The 26,647-nt window shown below is 38.6% G+C and carries 23 protein-coding genes and 2 other annotated features; all 23 genes read left to right on the top strand.

Features of this window, described 5'->3' with window-relative positions:
- The first annotated feature begins 12 nt into the window (after window positions 1–12).
- Complete coding sequence (locus BHU72_RS13490) at window positions 13–1,104, top strand: MGDG synthase family glycosyltransferase (protein WP_069703157.1); 1,092 nt, start codon at window positions 13–15, stop codon at window positions 1,102–1,104.
- 97 nt (window positions 1,105–1,201) lie between these two features.
- Window positions 1,202–1,708 carry a hypothetical protein gene (locus tag BHU72_RS13485; RefSeq protein ID WP_069703156.1) on the top strand — a complete coding sequence of 169 codons (507 nt, stop codon included), beginning with the start codon at window positions 1,202–1,204 and terminating at the stop codon, window positions 1,706–1,708.
- A 366-nt stretch (window positions 1,709–2,074) separates the two neighbouring features.
- A complete protein-coding gene (thrS, locus tag BHU72_RS13480) occupies window positions 2,075–3,976 on the top strand; it encodes a threonine--tRNA ligase (RefSeq protein ID WP_069703155.1) in 1,902 nt (633 codons plus the stop codon).
- Window positions 3,977–4,047: 71 nt separating this feature from the next.
- Window positions 4,048–4,181, top strand: a sequence feature (ribosomal protein L20 leader region).
- Between the two features lie 58 nt (window positions 4,182–4,239).
- Window positions 4,240–4,758 carry a translation initiation factor IF-3 gene (infC, locus tag BHU72_RS13475; protein WP_245671917.1) on the top strand — a complete coding sequence of 173 codons (519 nt, stop codon included), beginning with the start codon at window positions 4,240–4,242 and terminating at the stop codon, window positions 4,756–4,758.
- 34 nt (window positions 4,759–4,792) lie between these two features.
- Complete coding sequence (rpmI, locus tag BHU72_RS13470; protein WP_069703153.1) at window positions 4,793–4,990, top strand: 50S ribosomal protein L35; 198 nt, start codon at window positions 4,793–4,795, stop codon at window positions 4,988–4,990.
- Window positions 4,991–5,019: 29 nt separating this feature from the next.
- Window positions 5,020–5,379, top strand: a complete 360-nt coding sequence (gene rplT, locus BHU72_RS13465) for a 50S ribosomal protein L20 (RefSeq protein WP_069703152.1) — start codon at window positions 5,020–5,022, stop codon at window positions 5,377–5,379.
- Window positions 5,380–5,422: 43 nt separating this feature from the next.
- Complete coding sequence (locus tag BHU72_RS13460) at window positions 5,423–5,902, top strand: CBS domain-containing protein (RefSeq protein ID WP_083248486.1); 480 nt, start codon at window positions 5,423–5,425, stop codon at window positions 5,900–5,902.
- 193 nt (window positions 5,903–6,095) lie between these two features.
- Window positions 6,096–6,761, top strand: a complete 666-nt coding sequence (locus BHU72_RS13455) for a potassium channel family protein (protein WP_069703150.1) — start codon at window positions 6,096–6,098, stop codon at window positions 6,759–6,761.
- The gene (locus BHU72_RS13450; RefSeq protein WP_069703149.1) at window positions 6,758–7,585 is read left to right on the top strand and encodes a TrmH family RNA methyltransferase; all 828 of its coding nucleotides are present in this window, start codon (window positions 6,758–6,760) and stop codon (window positions 7,583–7,585) included. The genes BHU72_RS13455 and BHU72_RS13450 overlap by 4 nt, the downstream gene beginning before the upstream one ends.
- 42 nt (window positions 7,586–7,627) lie before the next feature.
- Window positions 7,628–7,856: a binding site (T-box leader), on the top strand.
- Window positions 7,857–7,960: 104 nt separating this feature from the next.
- The gene (pheS, locus tag BHU72_RS13445) at window positions 7,961–8,998 is read left to right on the top strand and encodes a phenylalanine--tRNA ligase subunit alpha (protein WP_069703148.1); all 1,038 of its coding nucleotides are present in this window, start codon (window positions 7,961–7,963) and stop codon (window positions 8,996–8,998) included.
- A gap of 11 nt (window positions 8,999–9,009) precedes the next feature.
- Window positions 9,010–11,442 carry a phenylalanine--tRNA ligase subunit beta gene (pheT, locus tag BHU72_RS13440; protein WP_069703147.1) on the top strand — a complete coding sequence of 811 codons (2,433 nt, stop codon included), beginning with the start codon at window positions 9,010–9,012 and terminating at the stop codon, window positions 11,440–11,442.
- Window positions 11,443–11,585: 143 nt separating this feature from the next.
- Entirely contained in the window at window positions 11,586–11,834 is a 249-nt protein-coding gene (gene zapA / locus BHU72_RS13435) for a cell division protein ZapA (RefSeq protein ID WP_069703146.1), read from the top strand.
- 22 nt (window positions 11,835–11,856) lie between these two features.
- Window positions 11,857–12,399 carry a CvpA family protein gene (locus BHU72_RS13430; protein WP_069703145.1) on the top strand — a complete coding sequence of 181 codons (543 nt, stop codon included), beginning with the start codon at window positions 11,857–11,859 and terminating at the stop codon, window positions 12,397–12,399.
- Between the two features lie 249 nt (window positions 12,400–12,648).
- On the top strand, window positions 12,649–13,815 hold the full coding sequence (ercA, locus tag BHU72_RS13425; RefSeq protein WP_069703144.1) for an alcohol dehydrogenase-like regulatory protein ErcA: 1,167 nt from the start codon (window positions 12,649–12,651) through the stop codon (window positions 13,813–13,815).
- Window positions 13,799–14,686 (top strand): sensor histidine kinase, encoded by an 888-nt coding sequence (locus tag BHU72_RS13420; protein ID WP_069703143.1) that lies wholly within the window; start codon window positions 13,799–13,801, stop codon window positions 14,684–14,686. The genes ercA and BHU72_RS13420 overlap by 17 nt, the downstream gene beginning before the upstream one ends.
- A 118-nt stretch (window positions 14,687–14,804) precedes the next feature.
- The gene (locus tag BHU72_RS13415) at window positions 14,805–15,215 is read left to right on the top strand and encodes a response regulator (protein WP_069703142.1); all 411 of its coding nucleotides are present in this window, start codon (window positions 14,805–14,807) and stop codon (window positions 15,213–15,215) included.
- Window positions 15,216–15,270: 55 nt separating this feature from the next.
- Complete coding sequence (locus BHU72_RS13410; protein ID WP_069703141.1) at window positions 15,271–17,112, top strand: HD domain-containing phosphohydrolase; 1,842 nt, start codon at window positions 15,271–15,273, stop codon at window positions 17,110–17,112.
- 174 nt (window positions 17,113–17,286) lie between these two features.
- Window positions 17,287–18,978, top strand: coding sequence for a DNA polymerase/3'-5' exonuclease PolX (polX, locus tag BHU72_RS13405; RefSeq protein WP_069703140.1), 1,692 nt, complete (start codon window positions 17,287–17,289; stop codon window positions 18,976–18,978).
- Between the two features lie 33 nt (window positions 18,979–19,011).
- Window positions 19,012–21,537 carry a U32 family peptidase gene (locus tag BHU72_RS13400; RefSeq protein WP_069703139.1) on the top strand — a complete coding sequence of 842 codons (2,526 nt, stop codon included), beginning with the start codon at window positions 19,012–19,014 and terminating at the stop codon, window positions 21,535–21,537.
- Between the two features lie 11 nt (window positions 21,538–21,548).
- Complete coding sequence (locus tag BHU72_RS13395) at window positions 21,549–23,930, top strand: endonuclease MutS2 (protein WP_069703138.1); 2,382 nt, start codon at window positions 21,549–21,551, stop codon at window positions 23,928–23,930.
- A gap of 168 nt (window positions 23,931–24,098) precedes the next feature.
- Window positions 24,099–24,845, top strand: coding sequence for a 5-oxoprolinase subunit PxpB (gene pxpB, locus BHU72_RS13390; protein WP_069703227.1), 747 nt, complete (start codon window positions 24,099–24,101; stop codon window positions 24,843–24,845).
- Window positions 24,842–25,588 carry a LamB/YcsF family protein gene (locus BHU72_RS13385; RefSeq protein ID WP_069703137.1) on the top strand — a complete coding sequence of 249 codons (747 nt, stop codon included), beginning with the start codon at window positions 24,842–24,844 and terminating at the stop codon, window positions 25,586–25,588. The genes pxpB and BHU72_RS13385 overlap by 4 nt, the downstream gene beginning before the upstream one ends.
- Window positions 25,573–26,580, top strand: coding sequence for a 5-oxoprolinase subunit C family protein (locus BHU72_RS13380; RefSeq protein ID WP_083248483.1), 1,008 nt, complete (start codon window positions 25,573–25,575; stop codon window positions 26,578–26,580). The genes BHU72_RS13385 and BHU72_RS13380 overlap by 16 nt, the downstream gene beginning before the upstream one ends.
- Window positions 26,581–26,647: the final 67 nt, after the last annotated feature.

The following is a 26,647-nucleotide window of genomic DNA, read 5'->3' as shown; positions in this document are numbered from 1 at the left end:
AGTGATGTTCTAATGATGAAGCGGATATTGATATTATCAGAACCTTTTGGGTCTGGTCATACAATGGTGGCGAAAGCTATCAGAGATTTAATCATCTGCAATAAAGCAGGATGGAAAGTGGATGTCTTAGAGTTAAGTAGTTTATTAAGGCCTGCTATAAGCCAGATGATTTCATTTGCATATTTACAGTCCTTGAAGTACTCGCCATCGCTTTGGGCTAAAATTTATAAGAAAACTCAATATACACCGATTCCCGCACATACACAATTTTTACTTCGACATCTGATGTATGCAAGAATAGAAGCTGTTATAAAAGAACACCAACCGGATGTAATTATTTGTACTCATCCTTTTCCCGCTATGATGATATCGAAATTAAAAAAGAGCGGTTTACATGTTATGTTATGTACTGTAGTCACTGATTATTGCTTCCATAGTTCTTGGGTAAATGATGGTGTAGATGTTTACTTATTGCCATCAGATAATGTTTTTCAAGAGTTCATCCAGTTTGGAGTTTCTCCATCAAAATTAAAAGTTACTGGAATACCAGTCCAACCTAAATTTCTAATAAAGAGCAATAAGACACTAGTCCGTAAAAAACTTGGATTAGCGGATATGCCTACGATTTTATGTATGGGTGGTGGACTAGGTGTAGGATTTGATAAAGAGTTAATCGATATGATTCTAACTACACAGAATATCCAAATCCTTTTTGTTACTGGAAGAAACAATCGACTGTACCAAATGATTGAAACCAACGGATATGATAAAGATTATGTGCATTTGTTTTCTTTTGTGGAAAATGTTGATGAACTAATGGACGCTTCCGATTTAATGATTACAAAACCTGGAGGAGTCACTTGTGCAGAAGCATTAGTTAAGAAACTACCCACATTGTTATTACAGCCATTACCTGGGCAAGAAGAAGGGAATCTCTTATTTATGAACAAGCATCAATATAGTATGTATACACCGGACGGTGGAAGTTTAAATCGTTGTTTAGAAAGTTTCAGTAACAATCCCACTAAGTTTCTCGACTACTTCCATATACAATATAACAACGACAATCAGGATAACGTGCTAGAAGTGCTTGGTAGTATTTAAGAAATACAGGAACTTGTAATGAAGTTGCTTTCTAAATAAAACAAGAAATAATGGGCATGTTAAGATTATGATTGTAAATCACTAAGGTGGGAGTAACATGCTAAAGAAATTGGTTTCGATGTACGTAATATATGTCGTGTATTTTTTAGGAATTGGTATGACGTCTAGTGGGATTGTTTTGATGCCATTTAATTTTATAAGGTATTCTACGGTACTGTTATTTGGTCTATTGCTTTTTACTGCTGGTTCATACATCAATGAATTTGTTATTGATAAAAAACAGATTTCTGTTAGTAAAGTATTGAAACTTATATTTAGTTCTTTAGGTTTAGCAATTGGTATTGGTATGATAAGTGGAGGGATAGCACATTTTAAAGAGGCACCTATATATGTGTCATATCTAATACCATCTGGGATTGTTATTTCTCTATTAAGTTTCACTGTGAAAAATGAATATTCATTAACTGGTAAGGAAGCGATTGTCCTTATTTTCGGGTCTATGATTATCTCTGCTATTATTTTTACAGGTTTATACCACATGGCTACAAATTATCTGGAAAGTCCAGATGCAAAAAAAGGCGGAGATATTTTCATGAATCATTAATAGGAAGTAGCTCTTGTATTATGCAAAAAAATATATATAATAATTATATTACTGAATTTGCAATTCGATTTATAATATTAATAATGAGTCGCTGATGAGGATATGTTCTTATGATTAGACTTCCAGAGAGGATAAGCCTAGGCTGAAAGCTTATCTATGTGCTGACATGAGAATACCGCCTCTGAGATCTTAAGGAATTCAACTTAAGCGTTTAATCCACGTTATTCGATTACAATGAGTATACGACGTTGAAGGATTGTTGTATTGAATTTGGGTGGAACCACGAACATTTCGTCCCTTTTTAGGGAGAAGTGTTTTTTTGCGTTTTGTATTGTAATAAGTATTTATACTAAAGGAGGCTCCATAATGATTAAGATTACTTTAAAAGACGGAACGATTAGAGAATTTCAGCAAGGAATGACAATTAAGGAGATTGCAGGGGAAATCAGCCCAGGTCTAAAAAAGAAAGCAATCGCAGGTAAGTTGAATGGGAAAAATGTAGACTTGAATACTGAAGTGCAAGCGGATTCTGAGTTAGAAATCATTGTATTAGACTCAGAAGAAGGTTTGAAGATTTACCGTCATAGTGCAGCGCACATTTTAGCGCAAGCAGTGAAAAGATTATATCCTACAGCGAAATTCGGAATTGGACCAGATATCGAAAATGGGTTTTATTATGACATATCTCTTGAAACTCCAGTGAGCATTGAAGAGTTGCCGAAAATCGAGCAGGAGATCAATCGTGTTATTAAAGAAGACCACAAAATTTCAAGAGAAGTATTAACTCGTGAAGAAGCATTGAAGCGTTTTGCTGCAGCAGGCGAATATATGAAGGAAGAGCTGATTTCTGGGTTAGCAGATGACGTGGAAATTTCTATTTACCATCAAGGAGAATTCACTGACCTATGTTCAGGTCCGCATTTAGAGTCAACCGGGAAACTAAAGAATATTAAGCTATTAAGTGTTGCCGGAGCATATTGGAGAGGGAATTCCGACAATGAAATGCTAACTCGTATTTATGGAGTTGCCTTCCCGAAGAAAGAAGACTTAGACGAATACTTATTGTTCCTAGAAGAAGCAAAGAAGCGTGATCATCGTAAACTAGGTCGTGAACTTGATTTGTTTAGCTTTTCTGATGACGCGCCTGGAATGCCATTATACCACCCGAAGGGGATGGTGTTGAGAAACCAATTAGAGTCTTTCTGGAGAGATGAACACCGTAAAGCTGGATACCAAGAGATTAAGACACCAATTATACTAAATAGACGATTATGGGAGCAATCGGGTCACTGGCATCATTATGGTGAGAATATGTATTTTACAAAGGTAGACGATATAGATTTTGCTGTGAAGCCGATGAACTGCCCTGGTGCGATGATGATTTATAAGTCTCACCTAAGAAGTTACCGCGATCTTCCAATCCGCTTGGCTGAATTAGGTCTAGTACATCGCCATGAACTTTCAGGTGCACTCAATGGATTGTTACGCGTTCGTAGCTTTACGCAAGATGATGCGCACTTATTCGTTTTGCCAGATCAAATTGAGGAAGAAATCAGTGGCGTGATTTCATTGGTTGACCGTTTCTATAAAGTCTTTGGCTTTGAGTATGAGGTAGAACTTTCCACAAGACCTGAAAAGTCAATGGGTTCTGATGAGCTATGGGAACGCGCTACAACTGCGTTGGTAAATGTACTACAAGCCCGTGGTATGAATTATAAGGTGAATGAAGGGGACGGAGCATTCTATGGTCCAAAGATCGATTTCAAGGTTAAAGATTGTCTGAAACGTACTTGGCAGTGCGGGACTATTCAATTAGATTTCCAAATGCCTGAAAAATTTGATTTGAACTATATCGGGGATGATAATCAGAAACACCGTCCAGTAATGCTACACAGAGTAGTGTATGGATCTATGGAGCGCTTTACTGCACTACTGATTGAACATTTCGCTGGTGCGTTACCGATTTGGTTATCGCCTGAGCAAGTTAGAATTATTCCGGTTTCATCTGTTCATAACGAATATGCGAAGCAGGTGGAGCAACAATTATTCGCGAAAGATATCCGTGTTACAACGGATGATCGTAATGAGAAACTAGGATTTAAGATTCGTGAAGGTCAAATGGAAAAGGTTCCATACATTTTAGTTGTAGGCGATAAAGAAGTGGAAAATGGCGGCGTGTCTGTTCGTTTCCGTGGAGATGATCTTGGTTTCCAAATGGTAAATGGCTTTTTAGATAAGGTATTACTTGAAGTCGTAGAGTATAAATAAATTGCAGAGTTTTCAGTAAAAGTGAAAATATATGCTTGACAAACATCTTGTGAATTTGATATAGTAGCAAAAGTGACAAGAAGGAGCATCCGCTTCTCACCTAGTTGACTAACGTTGACGGGTACGACGATTAACCGACTGAGTGTAATATACCTATGGTTAGAGTTAATGCGGATGATTTATTCATCCGCATTTTTTGTTGCTTTCAATGCCAAGTATGTTGTCGACATAAGGTGTTATTGAATTGTCATCAGGAGGTGTAAATTATTAGTAAAGATTTGTTAATCAATGAAGGTATTAAAGCAAGAGAAGTGCGTCTGATTGATGCAGAAGGTGAACAGTTAGGAATTGTTCCACTGAAGGAAGCGTTACAGCTTGCTACTGATCGAAATTTAGATTTGGTGAATGTTGCCCCTACGGCTAACCCACCAGTTTGCAAAATCATGGATTATGGTAAATTCCATTATGAGCAAACAAAGAAAGAAAAGGAAGCACGTAAGAACCAAAAGATTATCAGCATAAAAGAAGTGCGTCTAAGTACGAATATCGAAGAAAACGATTTTCAGACGAAATTACGCAGCGTACGCAAGTTTTTGGAAAAAGGCGATAAAGTGAAAGCTACCATACGTTTCCGTGGGCGCCAAATTGCTCACAGCGAACTAGGTAGAGATGTCTTAATGAAGTTATACGAAAACGTGAAAGACATTGCTACCATGGAAAGAACTCCAAAAATGGAAGGTCGCAGTATGTTGATGATTTTGAACCCATCAAACGAGAAATAGTATCATGAGTCATAAGTAACAGGAGGATATGAATATGCCTAAAATGAAAACTCATCGCGGCTTAGCCAAGCGTCTAAAAAGAACTGGAACAGGCAAGCTTAAGCGTAGCCACGCTTATACAAGTCACTTGTTTGCAAACAAGAAACAAGATCAAAAGCGTAAGCTTCGTAAAAGTGCTACGGTTTCTAAAGGTGACCAAAAGCGCATTGCTCAATTAGTAACATATCTATAAGAATAATGGAATAAGTAGGAGGTTTTGTCATGCCAAGAGTCAAAAATGGCTATACATCTCGTAGAAGACGTAAAAAAGTATTAAAGTTAGCTCGTGGTTATTTCGGGTCTAAACATTCTTTATATAGAACAGCAAAACAACAGGTAATGAAATCATTAATGTACGCTTACCGTGACCGCCGTCAAAAGAAGCGTGATTTCCGTAAATTATGGATCACTCGTATTAACGCGGCTGCTCGCATCAATGGTTTAAGCTACAGCAATTTAATCCACGGATTAAAGGTTGCTGGTGTTGATATCAACCGTAAAATGTTAGCTGACTTAGCAGTAAACGATAAGACTGGTTTTGCTCAATTAGCTACTGTAGCGAAAGAGAAACTAAATGCTTAATTTATAGGATAGGCCCTACTGAAAAGTAGGGCTTTTACTATTTATGGTTAGCATTGCATTCTTCACTACTTTTCGTTATCATGAAAACTATAGTAGAGATAGGTTAAATCATGGGAAGAGGTGCAATGTAATGTTGTTAGTAAGAGATTTTCGTAACACACCTGCAGTAACTGTAGAGCCGTCAGCTACATTAAAAGAATGCCTAGATATTATGGAAGAGAGAAAGTTCCGTCATTTATTAATCACCGAAAATGGAGCTCTCAGAGGAATTGTTGTTAGAAAAGATATAGAAGCAGCATTGCGTCAACCTTCTCGCTACCCTGAAACTCCCGTTGATTGGATAATGTCAAAAGATTTGGTAACAGTTGAAGATAGTGCTACACTATTAGAGGCTTTAAAGTTAATGGAGCAGTACAAATACAGTGGCTTACCCGTGGTTGAAGGAGATGTCGTAAAAGGTATGTTTACTGAGACTGATGTCGTTAAAGCATTGATTTCGATTTTGGAGAAAGAACAAGCATAAAGAAAACTTAGTTCAGATGGAGTTTTTATTCCATCTGAACTTTAGTTGCACTTATTTCGAAGCTTGGCGGCACTTATCTCCCACTTTCACCTCAGGTACGTAATGGTTCCAACTATTTTTAAAATAGAAGAACCATTCTGTAGAAGTGGGAGTATTAGTAACACCGCTGAGATAAGTAATCATAATGGAGTGAATTTCATTGAAACAATTTGCAGTCCTTGGTCTAGGACGATTTGGCAGTAGTATAGCAAAAACTTTATATGATATGGGTCATGAAGTACTTGCAATTGATAATAGCGAAGAGAAAGTGCAAGCAATTGCTAACATGGTAACACAAGCCGTTCAGGCAGATTCAACGGATGAGAAATCTTTAAAGGCGTTGGGGATTCGTAACTTTCCGTGTGTAGTAATTGCCATTGGGCAAGATATTCAAGCAAGTATCATGGCAACATTGATTGTGAAGGAAATGGGTGTTGAGCACATTGTTGTGAAGGCCCAAAACCCATTACATGGGAAAGTACTCGAAAAGATTGGCGCCCATCGTATCGTATATCCTGAGCGTGATATGGGATATCGTGTTGCCCATAACTTACTATCGCCTAATATTCTAGACTATATCGAACTGTCGCCAGATTATAGTATTCTGGAGTTTGTTGCTACGAGTTCGATGATTGGGAAAACGATTAAAGATCTGAATATTCGTGCTGAATTTGGAATTAATATTATGGCAATTAAGTCAGAAAAGGACGCTATCAATGTTGCCCCAAGGGCTGAGGATCTTATACACGAAGATGATGTGTTAGTAGTCGTTGGTCATAATGATGATTTGCGTGAGTTTGAAGGAAAAATGGCTGAATGAGCGAGTACCCAGTAATACAATCACAAGATAACGCAAAAATTAAAAAACTTAAAAAGCTACATCAAAAGAAATACAGAGAAGAATTCGGTGCATTTATTATCGATGGAGAAAAGCTCCTAGAGGAAGCATTGTGTAACAATTTACAGTCGCAGAAGTATTCTGTAAAAGAGATATACATCAGCGAGTCATTTGTCTTTGAAAGGCTCAATGAAGATATGATTGGCGACAAACCTGTATATCAAGTAGAGGATAAGTTATTTTCTCAAATATCGACTGTCAAATCGCCTAAGGGGTGCCTTGCAGTTGTAGAGAAACACGAATCAATGCAAGGGTATGATTGGATACTTAATAGTGATCAAGCTGCGCAATTAATCATCATACTCGATCAAGTGCAAGATCCAGGAAATGTTGGTACAATAATTCGCATTGCCGATGCGGTGGGAGCTAAGGCTGTGATATTAGGTGCTGGTTGTGCGGACCCATACAATGAAAAGACAATTCGAGCAGCAATGGGTAGTATCTTTCATGTACCTGTTATCGAAGAGGATTTACATACTGCTATTCAACAACTCAAGGAAGTGGGTTTTCACTTTATTGGTGCCGACATTGTAGGGGATTCATATGATACTATTGATACGCTTCCCGAAAAGGTTGCTTTAGTTATGGGTAGCGAAGGGAATGGGATTTCAGAAGAGATTCGATCATTGATCGATTCGTTTATTACCATCCCGATGCCTGGGAAGGCAGAATCCTTGAACGTATCGGTAGCTACTGGAATTATAGCATTTGATCTCATTCGGCGATGGGGACTTGCAAAAGCGTGATTCGCCATGTATAATAATGTTCAAACTTTATGAATTTCATATAAAAATGTAATGCAGGAGCGAGTAAGTGTTAGTGTGCTTTAAACAGGAAGAGCCATATTGACTGAGAGTGGCTTTAAGACCTAATACCGAAGTTCCCTCCGAAGACTACTATCCGGAAAACAGTACGGATAGTCGGCCCTATGCCGTTATTGATAATGAAGTGGTAAACAAGAGTGTTTGTTTTTCTATGTTTACAATTAGGGTGGTAACGCGAACCTTCGTCCCTTTTTTGGGATGAAGGTTTTTATTGTTTACTTAAATCTGAAATATCTGTAAATTTATGCAAATTTATAATAAGTGAGGTGAATTATACCTGATTCCAGGTATAAAAGTATGCGCGATAAAATGATGGAGTTAAAGAATGCAACGTTAGAAGCATTAGAGAAGCTAGCTGACCAGAAAGATCTTCAAGACTTAAAAGTACGTATTCTAGGGAAAAAAGGCGAATTAACAGCTATTCTTCGTAATATGGGTCAGCTTTCTGCGGAAGAGCGTCCTCTGATTGGTCAGATTGCGAACGAAGTACGAGAGTTATTAGAAGAGCAAATTTCAAAAAAAGCATCTGAAATTGTTCAAAAAGAGCAAGAAAAGCAGTTAGCAAAAGAAAATATTGACGTAACGTTGCCAGGCAGACCTGTGATCACAGGAAGTCAACATCCGTTGACGCTAGTGGCGAAGGAAATTGAAGATATTTTCCTAGGGTTAGGGTATGAAGTAGCTGAAGGTCCTGAGGTTGAAAAAGATTATTATAACTTTGAAGCTCTAAACCTGCCGAAAAATCATCCGGCTCGGGACATGCAAGACTCTTTCTATATTACTGAGGAATTCCTGATGCGAACGCATACTTCTCCAGTTCAAGTGCGCACGATGGAACGCATGAAATCAGAAGTACCTGTAAAAATCATATGTCCTGGTAGAGTGTATCGCCGTGACGATGATGATGCTACACACTCGCATGTGTTTATGCAAGCGGAAGGTCTTGTGATCGATAAGCATATTCGAATGAGCGATTTAAAAGGTACACTTTTAACATTTGCTAGACAAATGTTTGGAGAGCACCAACAGATTCGTCTGCGTCCAAGTTTCTTCCCTTTCACAGAACCAAGTGCAGAAGTCGATGTATCCTGTATCATTTGTGAAGGTAAAGGATGCCGTGTTTGTAAACAAACAGGCTGGCTTGAGATCTTAGGTTCAGGTATGGTACATCCGAAGGTTTTAGAAATGTCAGGATATGATCCTGAAATCTATAGCGGTTTTGCTTTTGGGATGGGCATTGAAAGAATTGCGATGCTGAAATATGGCATTGAGGACATCCGTCAATTCTATATGAATGACACTCGTTTCTTACGTCAATTTCAGAAAAAGGCTTAGGAGGTAAATTCATGAAGGTTTCATATAAATGGTTAAACGAGTGGATTGATTTATCAGATATCACACCAGAAATCCTTGCGGATCGTCTTACGAACGCTGGAATTGAAGTAGATGCGATAGAACGCTTAGATAAAGGTGTAAGTAATGTTGTTGTTGGGCACGTGTTAGAGGTTGTACAACATCCCGATGCAGATAAGCTACGAGTCTGTACAGTAGATGTAGGGGAAACGGAAACATTGCAAATTGTTTGCGGAGCAGCGAATGTTGCACCAGGTCAGTTAGTACCTGTTGCAAAGGTTGGAGCAGTGTTGCCAGGCGATTTCAAAATTAAACGTTCGAAATTACGTGGAGTCGAGTCCCAAGGAATGATTTGTTCTGGAAAAGAACTTGGTCTAGAGAACAAGTATATTCCGAAAGAACTACAAGAAGGAATCTACGTATTCCCAGAACAGTATGCTGTAGGGACAGACGTAAAGACAATTTTTAATTTAGATGATGTGGTGTTGGAATTAGATTTAACTCCTAATCGCTCGGATTGCTTGAGTATTCGCGGTGTAGCTTATGAGATGGGTGCGCTATTTAGTCGCCCTGTCAATGTACCCGCAATATCTTTAGTAGAAAGTGACAATTCCATCGATGGATTGATGAAACTTGATGTTCAAGATCAAGAATTATGTCCACGTTATGCATGTCGTGTGATTGAGGATGTAAAAATTGCACCATCACCGATGTGGCTTCGTAACAAGCTCCAAGCTGCAGGAATACGTTCGATTAATAACATTGTAGATATTACGAATTTAATCTTAATTGAGTATGGTCAACCGTTACACGCGTTTGACTATGATAAGGTAATTGGTAAGACTATTATTGTTCGTCGTGCGAATGAAGGAGAAATAATTAAAACTTTAGATGAAACTGAGCGCACATTACAATCCAATATGGTCGTGATTGCAGACCAGCAGGAAGCTGTTGCGATTGCAGGTGTAATGGGTGGATTTACATCGGAAGTATCCGATTCAACGGTCAATATATTATTGGAATCCGCTCACTTTAATCCAAACAGTATAAGAAAGACAGCGACTAGTATAGGGCTACGTACAGAAGCGAGTGTTCGTTTCGAAAAGGGTACCGATCCAAATATTGTCATTGATGCTATGAATCGAGCTGCCATGTTAATTGCTGAACTTGGTGGTGGCAGAGTTGCTAAAGGCCATATCGATTCCAATGCTGATGTGAGTGAGGGTAAGGAAATTATCATCACTGCTGACAGAATTAACCGTCGACTGGGTACAGATATAGCGCAGGCCGATATGGTACAGTACTTCGAAAGATTACATTTCACAGTTACAAACCGTGGTGAAGAGTTACTTGTGAAAGTTCCTACTCGTCGTCGCGATATTACGATTGCAGACGATTTATCGGAAGAGGTTGCTAGACTATTTGGCTACAAGAATATTCCGACTACGCTACCGATTGGTCAATCGACACAAGGAAAATTAACAATTGAGCAAAAAGGGAGAAGAAGGGTTCGAGAAACGTTGCTTTCTGCTTCTTGGGATGAGGCAGTTTCTTACTCGTTCATTAACCCTGTAAAAGTAACAGAACTTGAGTTACTTGATGAGAAATATCAGCAGATGATTCCACTAAAGATGCCAATGTCGGAAGAGCGTAGTCATTTACGTACGACGATGCTACCATCTATGTTAGAATTAGCCGCTTACAACTATAGTCATAAGAATGACGCGGTAAGATTATTCGAACTAGGTAAGATTTTCATGCCGAAGGAGCTACCATTGCAGCAGCTTCCTACGGAAAAGGTTATTATTGCTGGGATTGCTTATGGGGACGCCACACCAAATCATTGGTCGCATAAGCCGCAGGCAATTGATTACTACTATGTAAAAGGTGTCGTTGAGTTTCTCGTTAGCCAGTTTGGAATCTCGTTATTTGATGTGACATTCCAGGCGACTGACCTTCCAGCGATGCATGCTGGACAGACAGCCTCTATACAAATTGGTGGTAAAGAGTTAGGATACATTGGCCAGATACATCCGAAGGTTCAGGCACAATATGACCTGCCAAAAACTTTTTATTTTGAACTCGATTATGAGTTGATGCTGGAGCTTTCTAGCTTGAAAATTCAATATCAGTCACTACCACGTTACCCATCCATTAAGAGAGATTTAGCGATTGTAGTCGACAAAGATAAGGCATCATTTGAAATTATGAAATCAGTGAAACAGTATGCGGGAGCGCTATTGGTAGATCTGCAATTGTTTGATGTGTATGATGGAAAAGGTGTCGGAGAAGGAAAGAAGAGCCTAGCATTCTCATTGACTTTTAGAAATCCTGAGAAGACTTTGACGGATGAAGAGATACAACAAGTCACCCAAAAAATAATCTCTGGAGTTCAACAAGATTGGAATGCGGAACTACGTAGTTAGTATTGTTATACAGCTTCTTGCAGGGATTTTGTAATCAATCTAGAATTTAGAATATAGAGTCTAGAATTTAGAATTAAGAATTCATTAAAATCAATGATTATTCTTACTATAAGAAGAAATCGCGTATGAGGAGGGAATAATGATTGTCTGATAAGAATAAAATTACCATCGAGATATTTGGTCAGCACTATACTTTGAAAGGATCTGCTTCATCGAACCATATGCGTCTTGTAGCAGGATATGTTGACGATAAAATGAACCAGTTAGCAGAAGCAAACCCTCGATTAGATGCGAAAAAGGTTGCCGTATTAACAGCAGTCAATATCACGGACGAATACTTTAAACTTAAGGAAGAATACGAAGAATTATTAAGAATCATCGAGAAACAATAGAAAAGTCATTCGAGGTGGACCGATGAGTGTTTTAGATGGGATTATTCTCTTATTAATAGTAGTTAGCCTTATCCGTGGCTATAGTAGGGGATTTGTACTTCAGTTTATCAGCTTAATTAGCGTGATTGCGTCATTTATTATTGCATATAAATACCACCCGGAAGTGGCAGCAATCATAGCGCCTTACTTTCAACTGAAAGAGATTGATGAATTATTAGCACTACCCATTCCTATTAATCTTTCGATTAATAATACGATAGCAAGTGCAGCAGCGTTTGCTTTATTGTTTTTTGCAATTCGGATTGCATTGTTGCTTGTCGGTAGGACACTGGACATGTTTACAAAACTACCGTTAATTAATAGCGTCAACCGAATTTTAGGTCTGTTACTAAGCTTTGCAGAAACTATGATTATACTGATCATAATCATCAATATAGCATCGTTTCTACCGATAGTAACGATACAAAACGGATTGGCTCAGTCGCAAATCGGACAGTATCTTTTAACAGATTTTGGATTTGTTCGTGACAAAATTATCCGTGTATTACAAGACTCAATAGCATAAGGTTAGAACCTCAATCTTTTATATAAGCTCCTCTTGTATGAACAGTAGAAATTACTAACTGTTTATTGCAGGAGGAGTTTTATTTTTTACTATCAGAATATATGTTTCTGGCGATATGCCGATTTTCTTTATCATATAAAGCTTACATGTTTACATATTAATGCGAGACGACAACCAACGGAATATGGTACTATATAACTAGTGATTATGATCGTGTGTACGAGTCTATAACTTGGGAGAGTGGACTTCATGAGGTTTGAATATGGACTGGACTTAAGAAAGTTTGTTGCACCAGAATTTATTTTTGGAGTTGGTGCTCGTCGTTTAGCAGGTCAATATGCGAAAAATTTTGGAGCTAGCAGAGTTTTAGTCGTTACTGATGAGGGAGTACTGCAAACAGGTATAGTCGATGACATTATTGATAGTCTTAATAAATTTGGGATTCAATATTCAGTTTTCTCAAATGTCTCAATTAACCCTAAAGCGCATGAAGTTATGGAAGGTGCTAGTACATATAAGAATGAATCTTGTCATGCGATTATCGCGATTGGCGGTGGGAGTCCGATGGACTGTGCAAAGGGCATTGGAATCGTTGCTTCGAATCAACGGCATATCTTAGATTTTGAAGGTGTAGATAATGTGCAGACTCCCATTCCACCATTAGTATGTATTCCCACAACCTCAGGTTCATCTGCGGACGTATCTCAGTTCGCAATCATTACGGATACAGATAATCTCGTGAAAATAGCAATCGTAAGTAAAACAGTAGTACCAGATGTAGCATTAATTGATCCAGAAACTTTATTAACGATGTCGCCGCATTTAACGGCTTGTACATGTATAGATGCTCTATGCCACGCGATTGAAGCCTATGTGTCGAATGCTAGCTCTCCTGTCACGGATTTACATGCATTAGAGGCAATTCGCTATCTTTCACAAAGTATCCCACTTGTGATGAAAGATCCGAATGATATCGAAGTTAGAGCAAAGACAATGTATGGAAGCCTACAGGCTGGGATGGCTTTCTCAAATGCAATTCTAGGTGCCGTTCACGCTATGGCTCACAGTTTAGGGGGATACCTCAACCTTCCCCATGGAGAATGCAATGCCATTCTCTTACAGCATGTGATAGATTATAATTTTGACGCCGTCCCTGAACGTTATGCTGACATTGCTCACGCGATGGGAATCAATATTTCGAATATGGAAATGGATGAGATAAAAGACAAACTCATTGCTTGTATTGCTAACTTACGACTCGTCATAGGATTAAATAGGAATTTGGCGGAGTTAGGTGTAAATCAAGAGACAATAAAGTTTCTAGCTCAAAATGCATTATCGGATCCATGTATGCAGACTAATCCTAAGCAAGCAAGTCTTACTGATATCGAGGGAATCTATGAAAAGGCGCTATGATTCATTATCGAAATATACGGCCCCGATGGACCTAAGAGAAAAATTAATAGGGCTGGGAGAAGTGTCAATTCAGAAAAGCTATTATCCAGAACTGCAAAAACGAATCCATGAGCTAGAGCAAGCACATCAAGAAATACAGCAATTAAATACTGATTTAGAAGCGAGAGTTAATCAAAGAACGATGCAACTAGAAATGGCTAACAAAGAATTAGAAGCCTTTAGTTATTCTGTATCGCACGATTTAAAAGCTCCACTACGTACAATCAATGGATTTAGTAAAGCCCTTTTAGAAGATTACGCAGAGTCCTTAAATGAAGAAGCGCAAGATTATTTGCTTAGAATTCGTAAAGCTAGCCTTCATATGGGTAACTTAATTGACTCTTTACTAGTATTATCTCGCTCTGCAAGAAGTGATCTTTCAATGGTACGTGTAAATTTGTCGCAGATTATATGTGAACTGATTGAAAAAAGTAAGACAGAAAATCGACATCGGAAAATCCAATGTGAAATAGAACAGAATGTAATAGTTCGTGGTGATGAGAGCCTGCTCCGGATTGCGATGACAAATTTAATAGAAAATGCTATCAAATACTCTCCACCAGAAAATACTTACATACAATTCGGTACTACAGATGATACAAGTAGGAAGGCATATTTCATTAAGGATTGCGGAATTGGATTTAACATGCAGTACTATGATCGTCTATTCACTCCGTTCCAGCGCCTTCATAATGATACAGATATTCCTGGAGTTGGAATTGGTCTCGCAACGGTAAGACGGATTATTGCGCGTCATGGGGGCGAAATCTGGGCAGAAAGTAAAATTGGAGACGGAAGTACGTTCTTTTTTAGCACATCAGAATGTATTTAACTTTATTTGATGTACATAGGCTGCATTAGTAGCACATCAGTAATTACTGTTTTTTGCGTCTGCGCAACTAATGCATTCTTTAAGCGAGATTAACGTTAAAAGAAGTAGGAGGGCTTAGATGAACAAGGCGATCTTATTAGTAGAAGATAATCCAGATGAAGAGCTATTAATGTTACGAGCTCTAAAGAAAAACAATATAAAAAACAAAATTGTAATTGCTAGAGACGGTAGTGAAGCATTACGAATTATAGCACAGGATGAGCAATTCCAAGTGATTATGTTAGATTTAAACTTACCTGTCGTGAGTGGCATGGAAGTACTTAAAACGATTAGAGAAAATAATGATTTATATAGTACACCAGTCGTTATATTGTCCTCTTCTCGTGAAGAAAGCGATATGACCAATAGTTATCGTTTAGGGGCTAATAGTTATGTTACTAAACCAGTAGATTATGAAGAGTTTATCGATACGGTGAATAACTTAGGTCGCTACTGGTTGTCGGTCAATCAACTGCCGGCCTATAACTAGCAGATTAGGTCGTTCTGTAATGTGTACATTTATAAAGAGAGAGGAGGAGGTAGGTATGGATCAAGAATTGAATGTTTTGTTTATAGAAGACTCAGAAAACGATGTATTATTACTGAAACGAGCCATGGAAAATGGCGGCTTCAAAATCCGAATGAAACAAATCCAGACCAAGGAAGAACTTTTGTTTAGTTTGATGGGGCATGACTGGGATGTGATTATTAGCGACTATTCAATGCCTAACTTCGATGCCTTTTCCGCCTTACGAACTCTACAAGAAGTAGGTTTAGATATACCGTTTATCGTAGTCTCTGGAACAATTTTAGAGGAATTAGCAGTTGAGATTATGAAAGCCGGCGCCCACGATTACATTATGAAAGATAATACGATTCGATTAATACCTGCCGTTCGCCGTGAGATTCAAGAAGCAAATGTGAGACGATTAAAACGAATTGTTGAAGAAAATTTACGGGACAACGAACGTAAATTTCGGACTTTAGCGGAAAACTCATTAGATTACATCTTAAGAATCAATTCTGACGGGGTTATCATTTATGCCAATCAAAAGGTGCTGACAAGGTGTGCTAATGGCTCATCATTTAACCGAGGTATGAAATACGATGAAATAGAAATCTTCCATGATTTAGAAGTGATTCGTAAGGCGATGAATCACGTCTTTAATAAACATGGCCCCGCACGCATAGAAACACAGACCAATATAGCAGAGTGGATTGATTGGCAGCTGGTACCAGAGTTTGATGTCGATAATCACATTCGATCTGTCATGGTAGTCGGAAGGGATATTACAGAGCGGAAAATCATGGAAGAAGAATTGAAATATTTAAGTACACACGACCCATTAACGGGATTGCATAATAGAATCTACTTAGAGCATCAGTTGAAACGTTTAAACCATGAAATGTATTTGCCAATTGGATTTTTGATTTGTGATGTCGATGGTTTGAAAATTATTAATGATTCGTTTGGTCATGATGTAGGTGATAAGCTTTTGCAAGAGGTAGGGCAAATCATCAAAAAGGGGGTGCCACTGGATGCGATTAGTACTCGGATTGGTGGTGACGAATTTGCGATCTTACTCCCCAATACCTCCCGAGAGGGATTGCTTGAATGTATGGAAGACATAAGAACGCAACAAGATTTATACAATCAGAATAATCCGCAGTTACCGATTAGCATTTCTATAGGCTATGCAATTAACACTGGCGAGAACAACTTATTAGATACATATCGTGAAGCAGACAACTTTATGTATCGTGAAAAGCTACATGAAAAGAGAAGCACCCGTAGTGGAATCGTTCAACTGCTGATAAAAGCACTAGAGGTACGGGATTTTGAGACAGAGAAGCATACGGAACGTATGGAAGAGTTAGTTGTGCTGATGGCAAAACATGTAAATCTACCGGAATCACAAATTGTTGATTTACGCTTATTTGCACGATTTCACGATATTGGTAAAGTAGGTATCCCAGATGAAATTCTGTTTAAGACAGGCAAATTAACGGAAACAGAATGGGAGAAAATGAAGCAACATAGTGAAATTGGGTTTAGAATTGCAATGTCTGCCCCTGAGCTTAAACACATTGCTAACTTTATTCTGAAGCATCACGAATGGTGGAATGGGAAGGGATATCCGCTAGGTATTAAAGGAGAAGGAATACCGATAGAGTGCAGGATGTTAGCGATTGCCGATGCTTTTGATGCGATGACGAGTAATCGCCCGTATCGAGATGGGATGGCTGTAGAAGCAGCCGTTCAAGAGCTACAAAGATATGCAGGAACGCAATTTGATCCAGCATTAGTGGAAGTATTTATTTCGAGTATGCAATCATCCAGTATACAACCATCGACATGCCAATCGTCCACTATACAACAATCTTGAATATGAGAATCTATCTAACACCTGTGAAAGGTGTTGTTTTTTTGTACTTTTGTTATACTATCAGAAAGTATAAGTTTTTTATGTAGATAGTATAGCTGTGCATTAGCAACACATCAGCAGGAAACCTGCTGTGTTGATGGGTCAGCGCAACTATGGCTACAAAGGAGTGTTCTTATGGATAATTACACGATTGCATGGTATTTGAAAGAAATGGCAGTGTTGAAAGAATTAAAAGGCGAGAGTGACTTCAAGATCCTTGCATATCGAAATGCTGCCAATACTGTGGAAAGTATTCGTGAATCAATTAAGGATATGTCAACTACCAGACGCAAACAAATTCCAGGTATTGGAGAAAAAATTGCTAATATCATTACGGAATATATCGATACAGGTACAATTCAAGAATACGAGCAGCTATTACAAGAAACACCACCAGATTTTTTGAAAATGCTTAAAATACATGGAGTAGGACCGAAATCCATTCGACTTCTACATAAAAAGTTAGGAATCACAACGTTGGATCAGTTAGAAGCTGCCGCGCGAGCAAGAAAGATTCGACTAATTGACGGAATTGGTGCAAAGTTTGAATTCAAGGTTATTACTGGCATAGAAAGGCTAAAAAATCCGCCGAAAGAATTTAATCTAGGGTCTGTTTTGCCATTAGCAAAATCATTGGAAGAAATATTTCAAAAGCAAGAACTAGTGGTACAGGTATCTATGGCGGGTGAAATTCGACGTAGGTTAGATGTGATTGAGCGAATTGATTTAGTAATTAGTAGTGAAGATCCAGAGCAGTTGATGGACGAGATCCTGAAGTCACCAATGATTCGAACAGTGATTGCCAAGGAGTCTGAATACTGTGACGTGCTTTTAGAATATAGTTTGCCAGTTCCTATACGTTTTATCTTTTGTGCTCCCAATCGGTTCTTTTATACTTTGCATGAACGGACGGGATCTCTAGAGTATTTGAATTTTGCACACACATTAGCTAATGACAAGGGTATTGACTTAGAGACAGAATGGGAATCGGAAGAACAGATATTTAATAGTATAGATATGCCTTTCATACCGCCGGAAATACGTGAATTTACATTTATTGAAGAGTTCAAGAAAGGGGATTTTCCTAAATTAGTGGAACTATCCGATATCAAAGGTGACCTTCATATGCATTCTATCTATAGTGATGGTGTGCACACCATAGAGGAGATGGCACAACAAGCACGTGAACTGGGATATGAATATATAGCGATTACTGACCATTCGCAATCGTTGAAAATAGCAAAAGGTCTAACGGTAGAGCGTTGGAAGAAACAACAACAAGAAATACAAAGGCTAAATAAGACGTGGAAGGATTTTTATATTTTTTCAGGTACAGAAATGGATATTTTACCAAACAGAACATTGGATTTTGATGACGATTTCCTGCATGATGTGGATCTTGTCGTTGCTTCGATTCATACGGGATTTCAACAAGATCGAAAACAACAAACGGAGAAGTTCATTACTGCTTTAGAATCTCCATACGTAGATATATTAGCTCACCCAACAGGGCGCTTAATCGCAAAAAGGCCTGGCTATGACCTAGATATTGATGTTGTTTTTGCAAAAGCAAAAGAAACAAATACATGCCTGGAAATCAACTCTAGTCCAGATCGCTTGGATCTAAATGCTGAACATGCTAGAAAAGCAGTAAAAGAATACGGTCTGGTAATATGTATCAATACAGATTCCCATGATAAGCAATCCATGTTGGATATGGAATTGGGAGTATCTGTGGCAAGAAGAGCAGGATTAGAGGCAAAGGATATTCTCAATACAAGAACAAGAGATGAAATTTCACAATATATAAAACGTAATCACAGGTAATGTAAATATTCTATATAATGGCTAGGTGAAAAGATGAAAAAGATAGAATTATTAGCTCCCGCCGGTTCCTTGGATATCCTGCGTACTGCAGTACATGCAGGTGCTGACGCGATATATGTTGGCGGGCCAGCATTTAGTGCGCGGGCAGGGGCCAAAAACTTTACCTTGGAGGAGCTTAAAGAAGGTATTGATTATGCTCACTTCTTTCAAAGAAAAGTATTTGTAGCTGTAAATACGATTATTAAAGATAGTGAGATGAAAGAGCTCGTTACATATGCTGAACAATTAGCAGCAATAGGTCCAGATGCTGTGATTCTTCAAGATCTTGGGGCTGCGAACATATTTAAGACATATATCCCTGACTTGTCAATTCACGCTAGTACACAGCTTACGACAACGAATCAATATGGTGTACAAGCATTGAGAAATTTAGGGTTTAAAAGAGTTGTGTTAGCTCGTGAGTTAACGTTAGAAGAAATTGCAGAAATCCATCAAATACATCCAGATATAGAGATTGAGTCCTTTATCCATGGCGCTCAATGCTTCTGCTACTCGGGCCAGTGTTTAATGAGCAGTGTGATTGGGGGAAGGAGCGGCAATCGTGGTACATGCGCTCAGCCTTGCCGTTTGCCCTATGAATTAGAACAAATGCAAGGAACGTTAATTAGCCCTAAAGACTTGAATGGCATAGAATTAGTTACCTCCGCCATTCAGAGTGGTATTCATACTTTGAAAATCGAAGGTCGGTTGAAGAATCGGGAATATGTCTTTTACACAGTGAAAGCCTATCGGAATATGATCGATTCTGTATGGAATCACATCCAATCTGATAATCGTGATATGATTGTCGCAAGTGAAGTTGCTGATGTTTCACGTATGGCCCAGACTTTTAATCGTGACTTCTCTACGGGATTTCTCGAGAAAAATTTAGGAAGAGATTGGATAAGTCTATCGAGACATAACAACAAAGGCTTGTCGATTGGACATGTGGAAAAGGTCGATCCGCGAGGACACTCTGTTTGGGTACGTTTACAAGCACCACTTCTTGTTGGGGATGGGATATATATCGAACATCCTAAACAAAGAACAAACGAAACCCATCACAAGCATAGCAAAGAAATAGATAATCGATATAGCAAAAAAAGTTCCGGAAAAGAAAGTAATCATGAAGAGGAAGAAGGGTTTGGATTTTCGGTTACGGAAATCCTTATAAATAATAAAAAAAGAGAAAACGCACAAGCAGGGGAAGTTGTTCAACTTCCTGTGAAACATAAAGTGCAGGTTGGAAGTCATGTATATAAGAGCTTTGATAAGACTCTTTCCCGGGAAATAGATGAACTTGATCATCCGACAGAAATAGGAATTTCATTTCACTTAATCGGTAAAGTTGGAGAGCATGCTGTATTACAGTACTGCGATAATGATGGGAATCAAGGGGAAATTCGAACGGACTTTGTGGTTCCGATTGCTCAGAAACATCCAATTTCTTATGAGGTAGTAGAAAAACAGTTGAATCGCCTTGGCAATACAGTATTTACGCTCAAAGCAATCACGTTAGATATTGATGAGAATGCAATGATTCCTGCTAGTATACTCAATGACCTTCGAAGAATGGCTGTCGATGAGTGTACATCTCTAAGAAAAGGAAAGGGTAGTTTTCAATTTCATAATGACTTAGGAATAGACACTCAGGAACAAAAAAGTTTACAGGAAAATTATAAGAGACATCCAATGTTGATTGCAAAAATCGCGGACGTCAATGTTGTGGACTATTTGCCTGAAGAATACTCTTCCATATTCTTTGCAGGAGATTGGAGCTCTTTAGAGAAAATCATTGCTAAGAAAGCCAACCGTTCAATCTATGCTGTAATACCTAGTATGGTAAAGCAACAAAGCCTAGAAGCAATCGAGCAACTCGTTCGTAAAGCCGTTGAACAAGGTGTGGATGGCTTTGTTGTGCAACAAATTGGGCAGAGAGAACTAGTTTTGCAAGTGAACCAGAAGGCGGACATTATATTTGATAGTGGATTACATGCATTTAACCAACAAAGTTATTCTGTGCTCGATGTTTTGGCACCCAAGGGGATTGCTTTATCGTTAGAACTGAATCAATACCAATTGAAGAAGTTCCAATACAAAGGACTTATTTATATTCATTCCCGCTATCGTTTAATGATTAGTGAACATTCTTTGATTTCAGAGAATATTACCGAAGATAAAATTGGAAAATCACTGAAAAGGAATTACTTCTTGAAGGATCGAAAGGGATTCCAAATGCCAGTAAAGGAAAATCGATTTGGCCAAATTGAGATTTACAATGCTCAGATTACAAGCTTACTTTCAGAATTTGAAGAACTGCTAAACAACCGACACCAGGGGATTATTGTTGACATTAGTCATGACTTACAAAATTTAGACACTTTGCAAGATACATTGGCTGTATATGCAGAAGCTTATAAGGAATATGTGGAAACGAAAAAGATAAAGACCGAATATAGATTATCGGCCCCTTACCAAGGCGAGCTAACGAAAGGGCATTGGCAACGAGGAGTTAAATAGGAGGACGCATTATGCGCGCGAAAGATCTAGGAATCTTAGAGTACAATAAAATTAAATTATTAATTGCCCAAAAGGCGCAAACCCATATGGGTAAGGAAAGAATTGAACAGTTATTACCTACTAATAAAATTGCGATTGCGAAAAAGTTGCAGCAGGAAACTGAAGAAGCGAAAGCAATACTGAATAAAAAAGGCCACTTATCTTTTGGTGGGATTCGTGATGTTAGAACCTCGTTAAAACGGGCGAAGATGCAAGGTGTATTGAATGCAGAAGAGTTACTCAATATTTCAAATACAATACGGGGTACTAGACGTGTTCGGAATTTTATACAAGATTACTGGAAGAACCATGCTAAGAATATAAATATTGAAGGTACATCGCTTTACCCTTATGTTGAACCTTTGAACGAGCATCCTTCCCTCGAAAGAGATATAGAGTCATGTATTGATGAAAATGGCACGATTAAAGATAGTGCATCACCTACATTGTTACAAATTCGCCGACAGATTCAAACCTTGCAAGGTAGAATCCGACAGAAATTAGATGAAATCCTAAGGAATTCAAATTATCAAAAAATGCTACAAGACTTAATCATAACCACAAGAAACGACCGATATGTAATTCCTGTGAAATCGGAATACAGAGGAGTTTTCGGTGGTATGGTGCATGATCAATCATCGAGCGGGGCTACATTGTTCATTGAACCGGAAAGTGTTGTATCACTAAACAATCAGCAGAAGGAAATGGAAATTAAAGAAAAGAATGAAATCGATCGTATTCTGCGTGACCTGACGGAAAAAGTAGCAATATATGCCGATGAGATTCAAATCAATATGGTATGTTTACAGGAGTTAGATTGTATCTTTGCAAAAGCAATGTATGCGGTTGAAAAGCGTGGAGTATTCCCAATCTTAAATGATAAAGGTTTCATTAAAGCAAGAAAGGTAAGACATCCTTTAATACATGACAGTGAAGTTGTACCTGTAGATGTTACCCTAGGAGAGGATTTTCATACAATCGTCATCACAGGTCCGAATACGGGCGGGAAGACGGTAACATTAAAAACAATCGGCCTATTATCACTTCTAGCGTGTTCGGGAGTGCAACCGACTACGGAAGAAGAATGCCATTTTGCAGTGTTTGACGGCATTTATGCAGATATAGGCGATGAACAGAGTATTGAGCAGAACCTTAGTACTTTTTCTGGTCATATGACCAATATTATATATATTCTGGAATCCGTCACTCCTAATAGTTTAGTACTCGTAGATGAATTGGGAGCAGGGACTGATCCGCAAGAAGGCGCAGCCCTAGCAATGGCATTATTGACTGACTTACACAATTTAAAAGTAACGACCATTGCCACCACCCATTATAGTGAATTAAAGAGCTTTGCTTACAATATGCCAAGGATGATTAACGCAAGCGTTGAGTTTGATGTGGAGTCGTTGCGACCTACGTATCGGTTGTTGATAGGGATACCAGGTAAGAGTAATGCATTAGCGATTGCACGGCGCTTAGGCCTAAAAGAACGATATATACAGCTTGCAGAGCAATATCTAAGTAGAGAAGAGAAAGATGTAAATTCACTTTTAGAAAATTTAGAGAGTAGCCGTAAAGAACTTGAAGATGAGCGACAAAAGATTGAAAAGATTACGAGAGAACTAGAGTTACAAAAACAAAAAATGCAGGACGATATTCGCCAATTTCAAGAATTTAAAGAGAAGAAAATTAAGCAATTAGAAGATCAAGCGCGATTAGAGATTGCCCAGTCTAAGAAAGCTGCAGAAGGAATTATTTCTGAATTGCGAGATTTACAGAAAGAGCAGCAAATCCTCAAGGATCATGTATTAATTGAGAAAAAGAAAGAAATAGAAGCTATTGACACTTTGAGTTTTCAAAAGCACGAGAAGAAAACGGATGTAAAACATATCAGTCTCATGGAGAAATTGACCGCAGGGGATGAAGTAAAGGTCCGATCACTCAATCAAAAAGGTACAGTACTACAGAAAGCATCAGATTCAGAGTATCTTGTTCAAGTTGGGATTATGAAGGTCACACTAAAACGTGAAGATTTAGATAAAATCAAGGCGAAGCCTATTATAGAGACGAAACAGATTGTCAGGCTACAAAAAGAACATTCCGATGTGCGGATGGAGTTAGATTTGCGCGGAAAAACGATTGACGAAGCTATCTATGATATTGAACACTACTTAGATAAAGTGATTCTTGCGGGTCTACGAGAAGTATCAATCATACATGGCAAGGGAACAGGTGCATTACGTGTTGGACTTCAAGAGTATTTTCGAAAGCATCCGAGAATACAATCTATGAGAATCGCGAACTACAATGAAGGCGGGATGGGTGTTACGGTTCTTACCTTAAAGCAATAGTCTTACAAATATGTAAATCCACTAGGATGAACGATATCTTTTTATACTATCAGAAAGTATAAGTTTTTAAATGTAGATAGTATAACGGCAACTAAGGCATTCACCTTCGTCAGAAGGACTTGGTGTATGTCAAGTTTTGTTTATCAATTATGTAAAGGGGAGAATGGAATGCTTGAATATAGGCCTTTAGGAGATCAAGGAATCCAAATCCTCTTTGGTAATTGCATTGATGAGAATACGGTAAATCGCATCCTCACGTTTATTGAAATACTTAAAGGAAAAGAAATCCATGCAATTGTAGAGTGGGTACCCGCATACACGACGTTGACAGTCTTCTATAATCCATATCTCATAGAATATCAGGAACTAGTTAATCAATTACTAAAAGTTGAAGAAGAATTATACCAACATAATAAATCTCTAAATCATACATTTCCGAATTGCACATCTCCCAATCATTCTTCCTTAAGAACCAATGTTTCAATTGAACAGATTCTTGAGATTCCAACATTTTATGGTGAAGAACATGGTCCTGATTTAGAAGATGTCGCAAGCTTTCATAATATAACTACGGACGACGTCATAGCGATACATTCTGCTAGGATATATCTAGTACATATGCTTGGATTCACACCGGGTTTTCCGTACCTAGGAGGCTTATCCTTACAAATCGCCACTCCACGTTTAGATAAACCTCGATTAAGAGTGAAGGCAGGGTCCGTAGGGATTGCAGGGAAGCAAACAGGAATCTACTCTGTAGATAGTCCTGGCGGCTGGAGGATTATTGGTCATACACCGATAGACTTATATAATCCTTACAGAGAATCACCATTTCTATTAAAATCGGGCGACTATATCCGTTTTACGCCAATTGATAGAGAAACGTATCATACATTATTAGGAGATAAGTTATGAGGAAAATTGATATAAATTGCGATATGGGTGAAAGCTACGGCATTTATTCCTTGGGAAATGACGAACAAATGTTACAACATGTGACTTCTGTAAACCTTGCTTGTGGGTTTCATGCTGGCGATCCAAGAGTTATGGCGAATACTATTGTGAAGGCGTTAGAATATAACGTTGCGATTGGTGCCCATCCAAGCTATCCAGATAGTATAGGTTTTGGTAGACGGTATATGGAGATGGACAAGAAAGATATCTATCATATGGTCATGTATCAAATCGCTGCCTTACAAGGTATGGTTACTGCTTTTGGGGGGAGTATGCAACACGTCAAGCCTCATGGAGCGTTATACAACCGTGCCGTGAAAGATCCTGTTGTCGCAGAGGCGATTGTTCAAGCCATATGTAAAGTAGCGCGCCAGGAATGTATTCTTTTTGCTCCGGCTAATAGCTGTCTGCTGGAGCTAGGAAAACAACATGGATTACCTGTTGCAGTTGAAGTATTTGCTGATCGTCGATATCTACAGGATGGAACGCTAGTTCCAAGAACTGAGGCCAATGCTGTGATTTGCGAACCTAAACAGGCAACAGAACAAGCGTTACAATTCTTACGTGATGAGAATAAGGTCGCAGATACATTGTGTATCCATGGGGATCATGAAAATGCCGTAGCGATTGCTCATCAATTAAAACATGGAATTTTGGCTAATGGAATCCATGTGGAGGCGGTCGGTCAGTGGAAAGCAATATAGAAGGAATTGTCATTGAAAACGCTGGATTACTGGACTCAATACAAGATTTAGGCAGGATTGGATACAGGGGGCAAGGCATGACTGTATCTGGAGCTATGGATTCTCATGCCTATCAGATTGGCAACCTTTTACTAGGGAATCACAGAAATACACCTAGCTTGGAAATTACTCTAACACCGCCTGTTATCCGTTTCTCAAAAAGTACAATCATTTCTCTCGCGGGAGCAGACTTTCAGCCAATGATAAACGATAAGAAAATCCCCATGTGGAGCACCATTCCAGTCCAGCGTGATGATGTCCTTACGTTTGGGAAACAAGGTGGCATCGGCATAGGGTGTCGGAGTTATCTTTCTGTGCTAGGTGGGTTTCAAGTCCCTAAGGTGATGGGGAGTGCAGCAACATATATTCGTGCACATATCGGCGGAATCGAAGGTAGACGATTAAGGGCGGGCGACCAAATACCATACCTTGATTATACAGGCGACATTCAATGTAGGCGTACGTTAAATCACCAATATTTACCTAATGTGTTAGAAAATGTATATCCCAACGATCCCGTTACGTTACGAGTAATCGAAGGACCGCAAAGCGAATCATTCTCCGAACATGGTCTCTCTTCATTTTATCAGGAAGTCTATCAAGTAACGAAGGATTTCGATCGCATGGGAATACGACTTCAAGGAAGAAACTTAGAGCATATGAACGACCAAAGTAAAGAAATTATATCTGATGCTGTAACATATGGTTCGATTCAAGTTACCCCTGACGGGCAACCGGTGATATTAGGGGCTGACTGTCAAACAACTGGCGGATATCCTAAAATAGCTTGTGTAGCAACAATCGACTTGCCACGGGTAGCTCAATTGACATTCCATCAAAAAATCAAGTTCATGTCTATTACTGTATATGAGGCACATCGATTATGGAAAACACAAGAAAAAATTTATCGTATCCTAGGATTATCTAGGAAAAACATAAGCCACAGGCAGTAGCTATTCATTCGCTACCACTTGTGGCTTTTTGCTTTAGTATATAAGAATTCTCTTTTCTAAAGCTTGG

Source organism: Desulfuribacillus stibiiarsenatis, assembly GCF_001742305.1.
Taxonomy (GTDB): domain Bacteria; phylum Bacillota; class Bacilli; order Desulfuribacillales; family Desulfuribacillaceae; genus Desulfuribacillus_A; species Desulfuribacillus_A stibiiarsenatis.
Note: the sequence above shows the minus strand (reverse complement) of the source record. Positions and strands in the feature narration are given on the sequence as shown.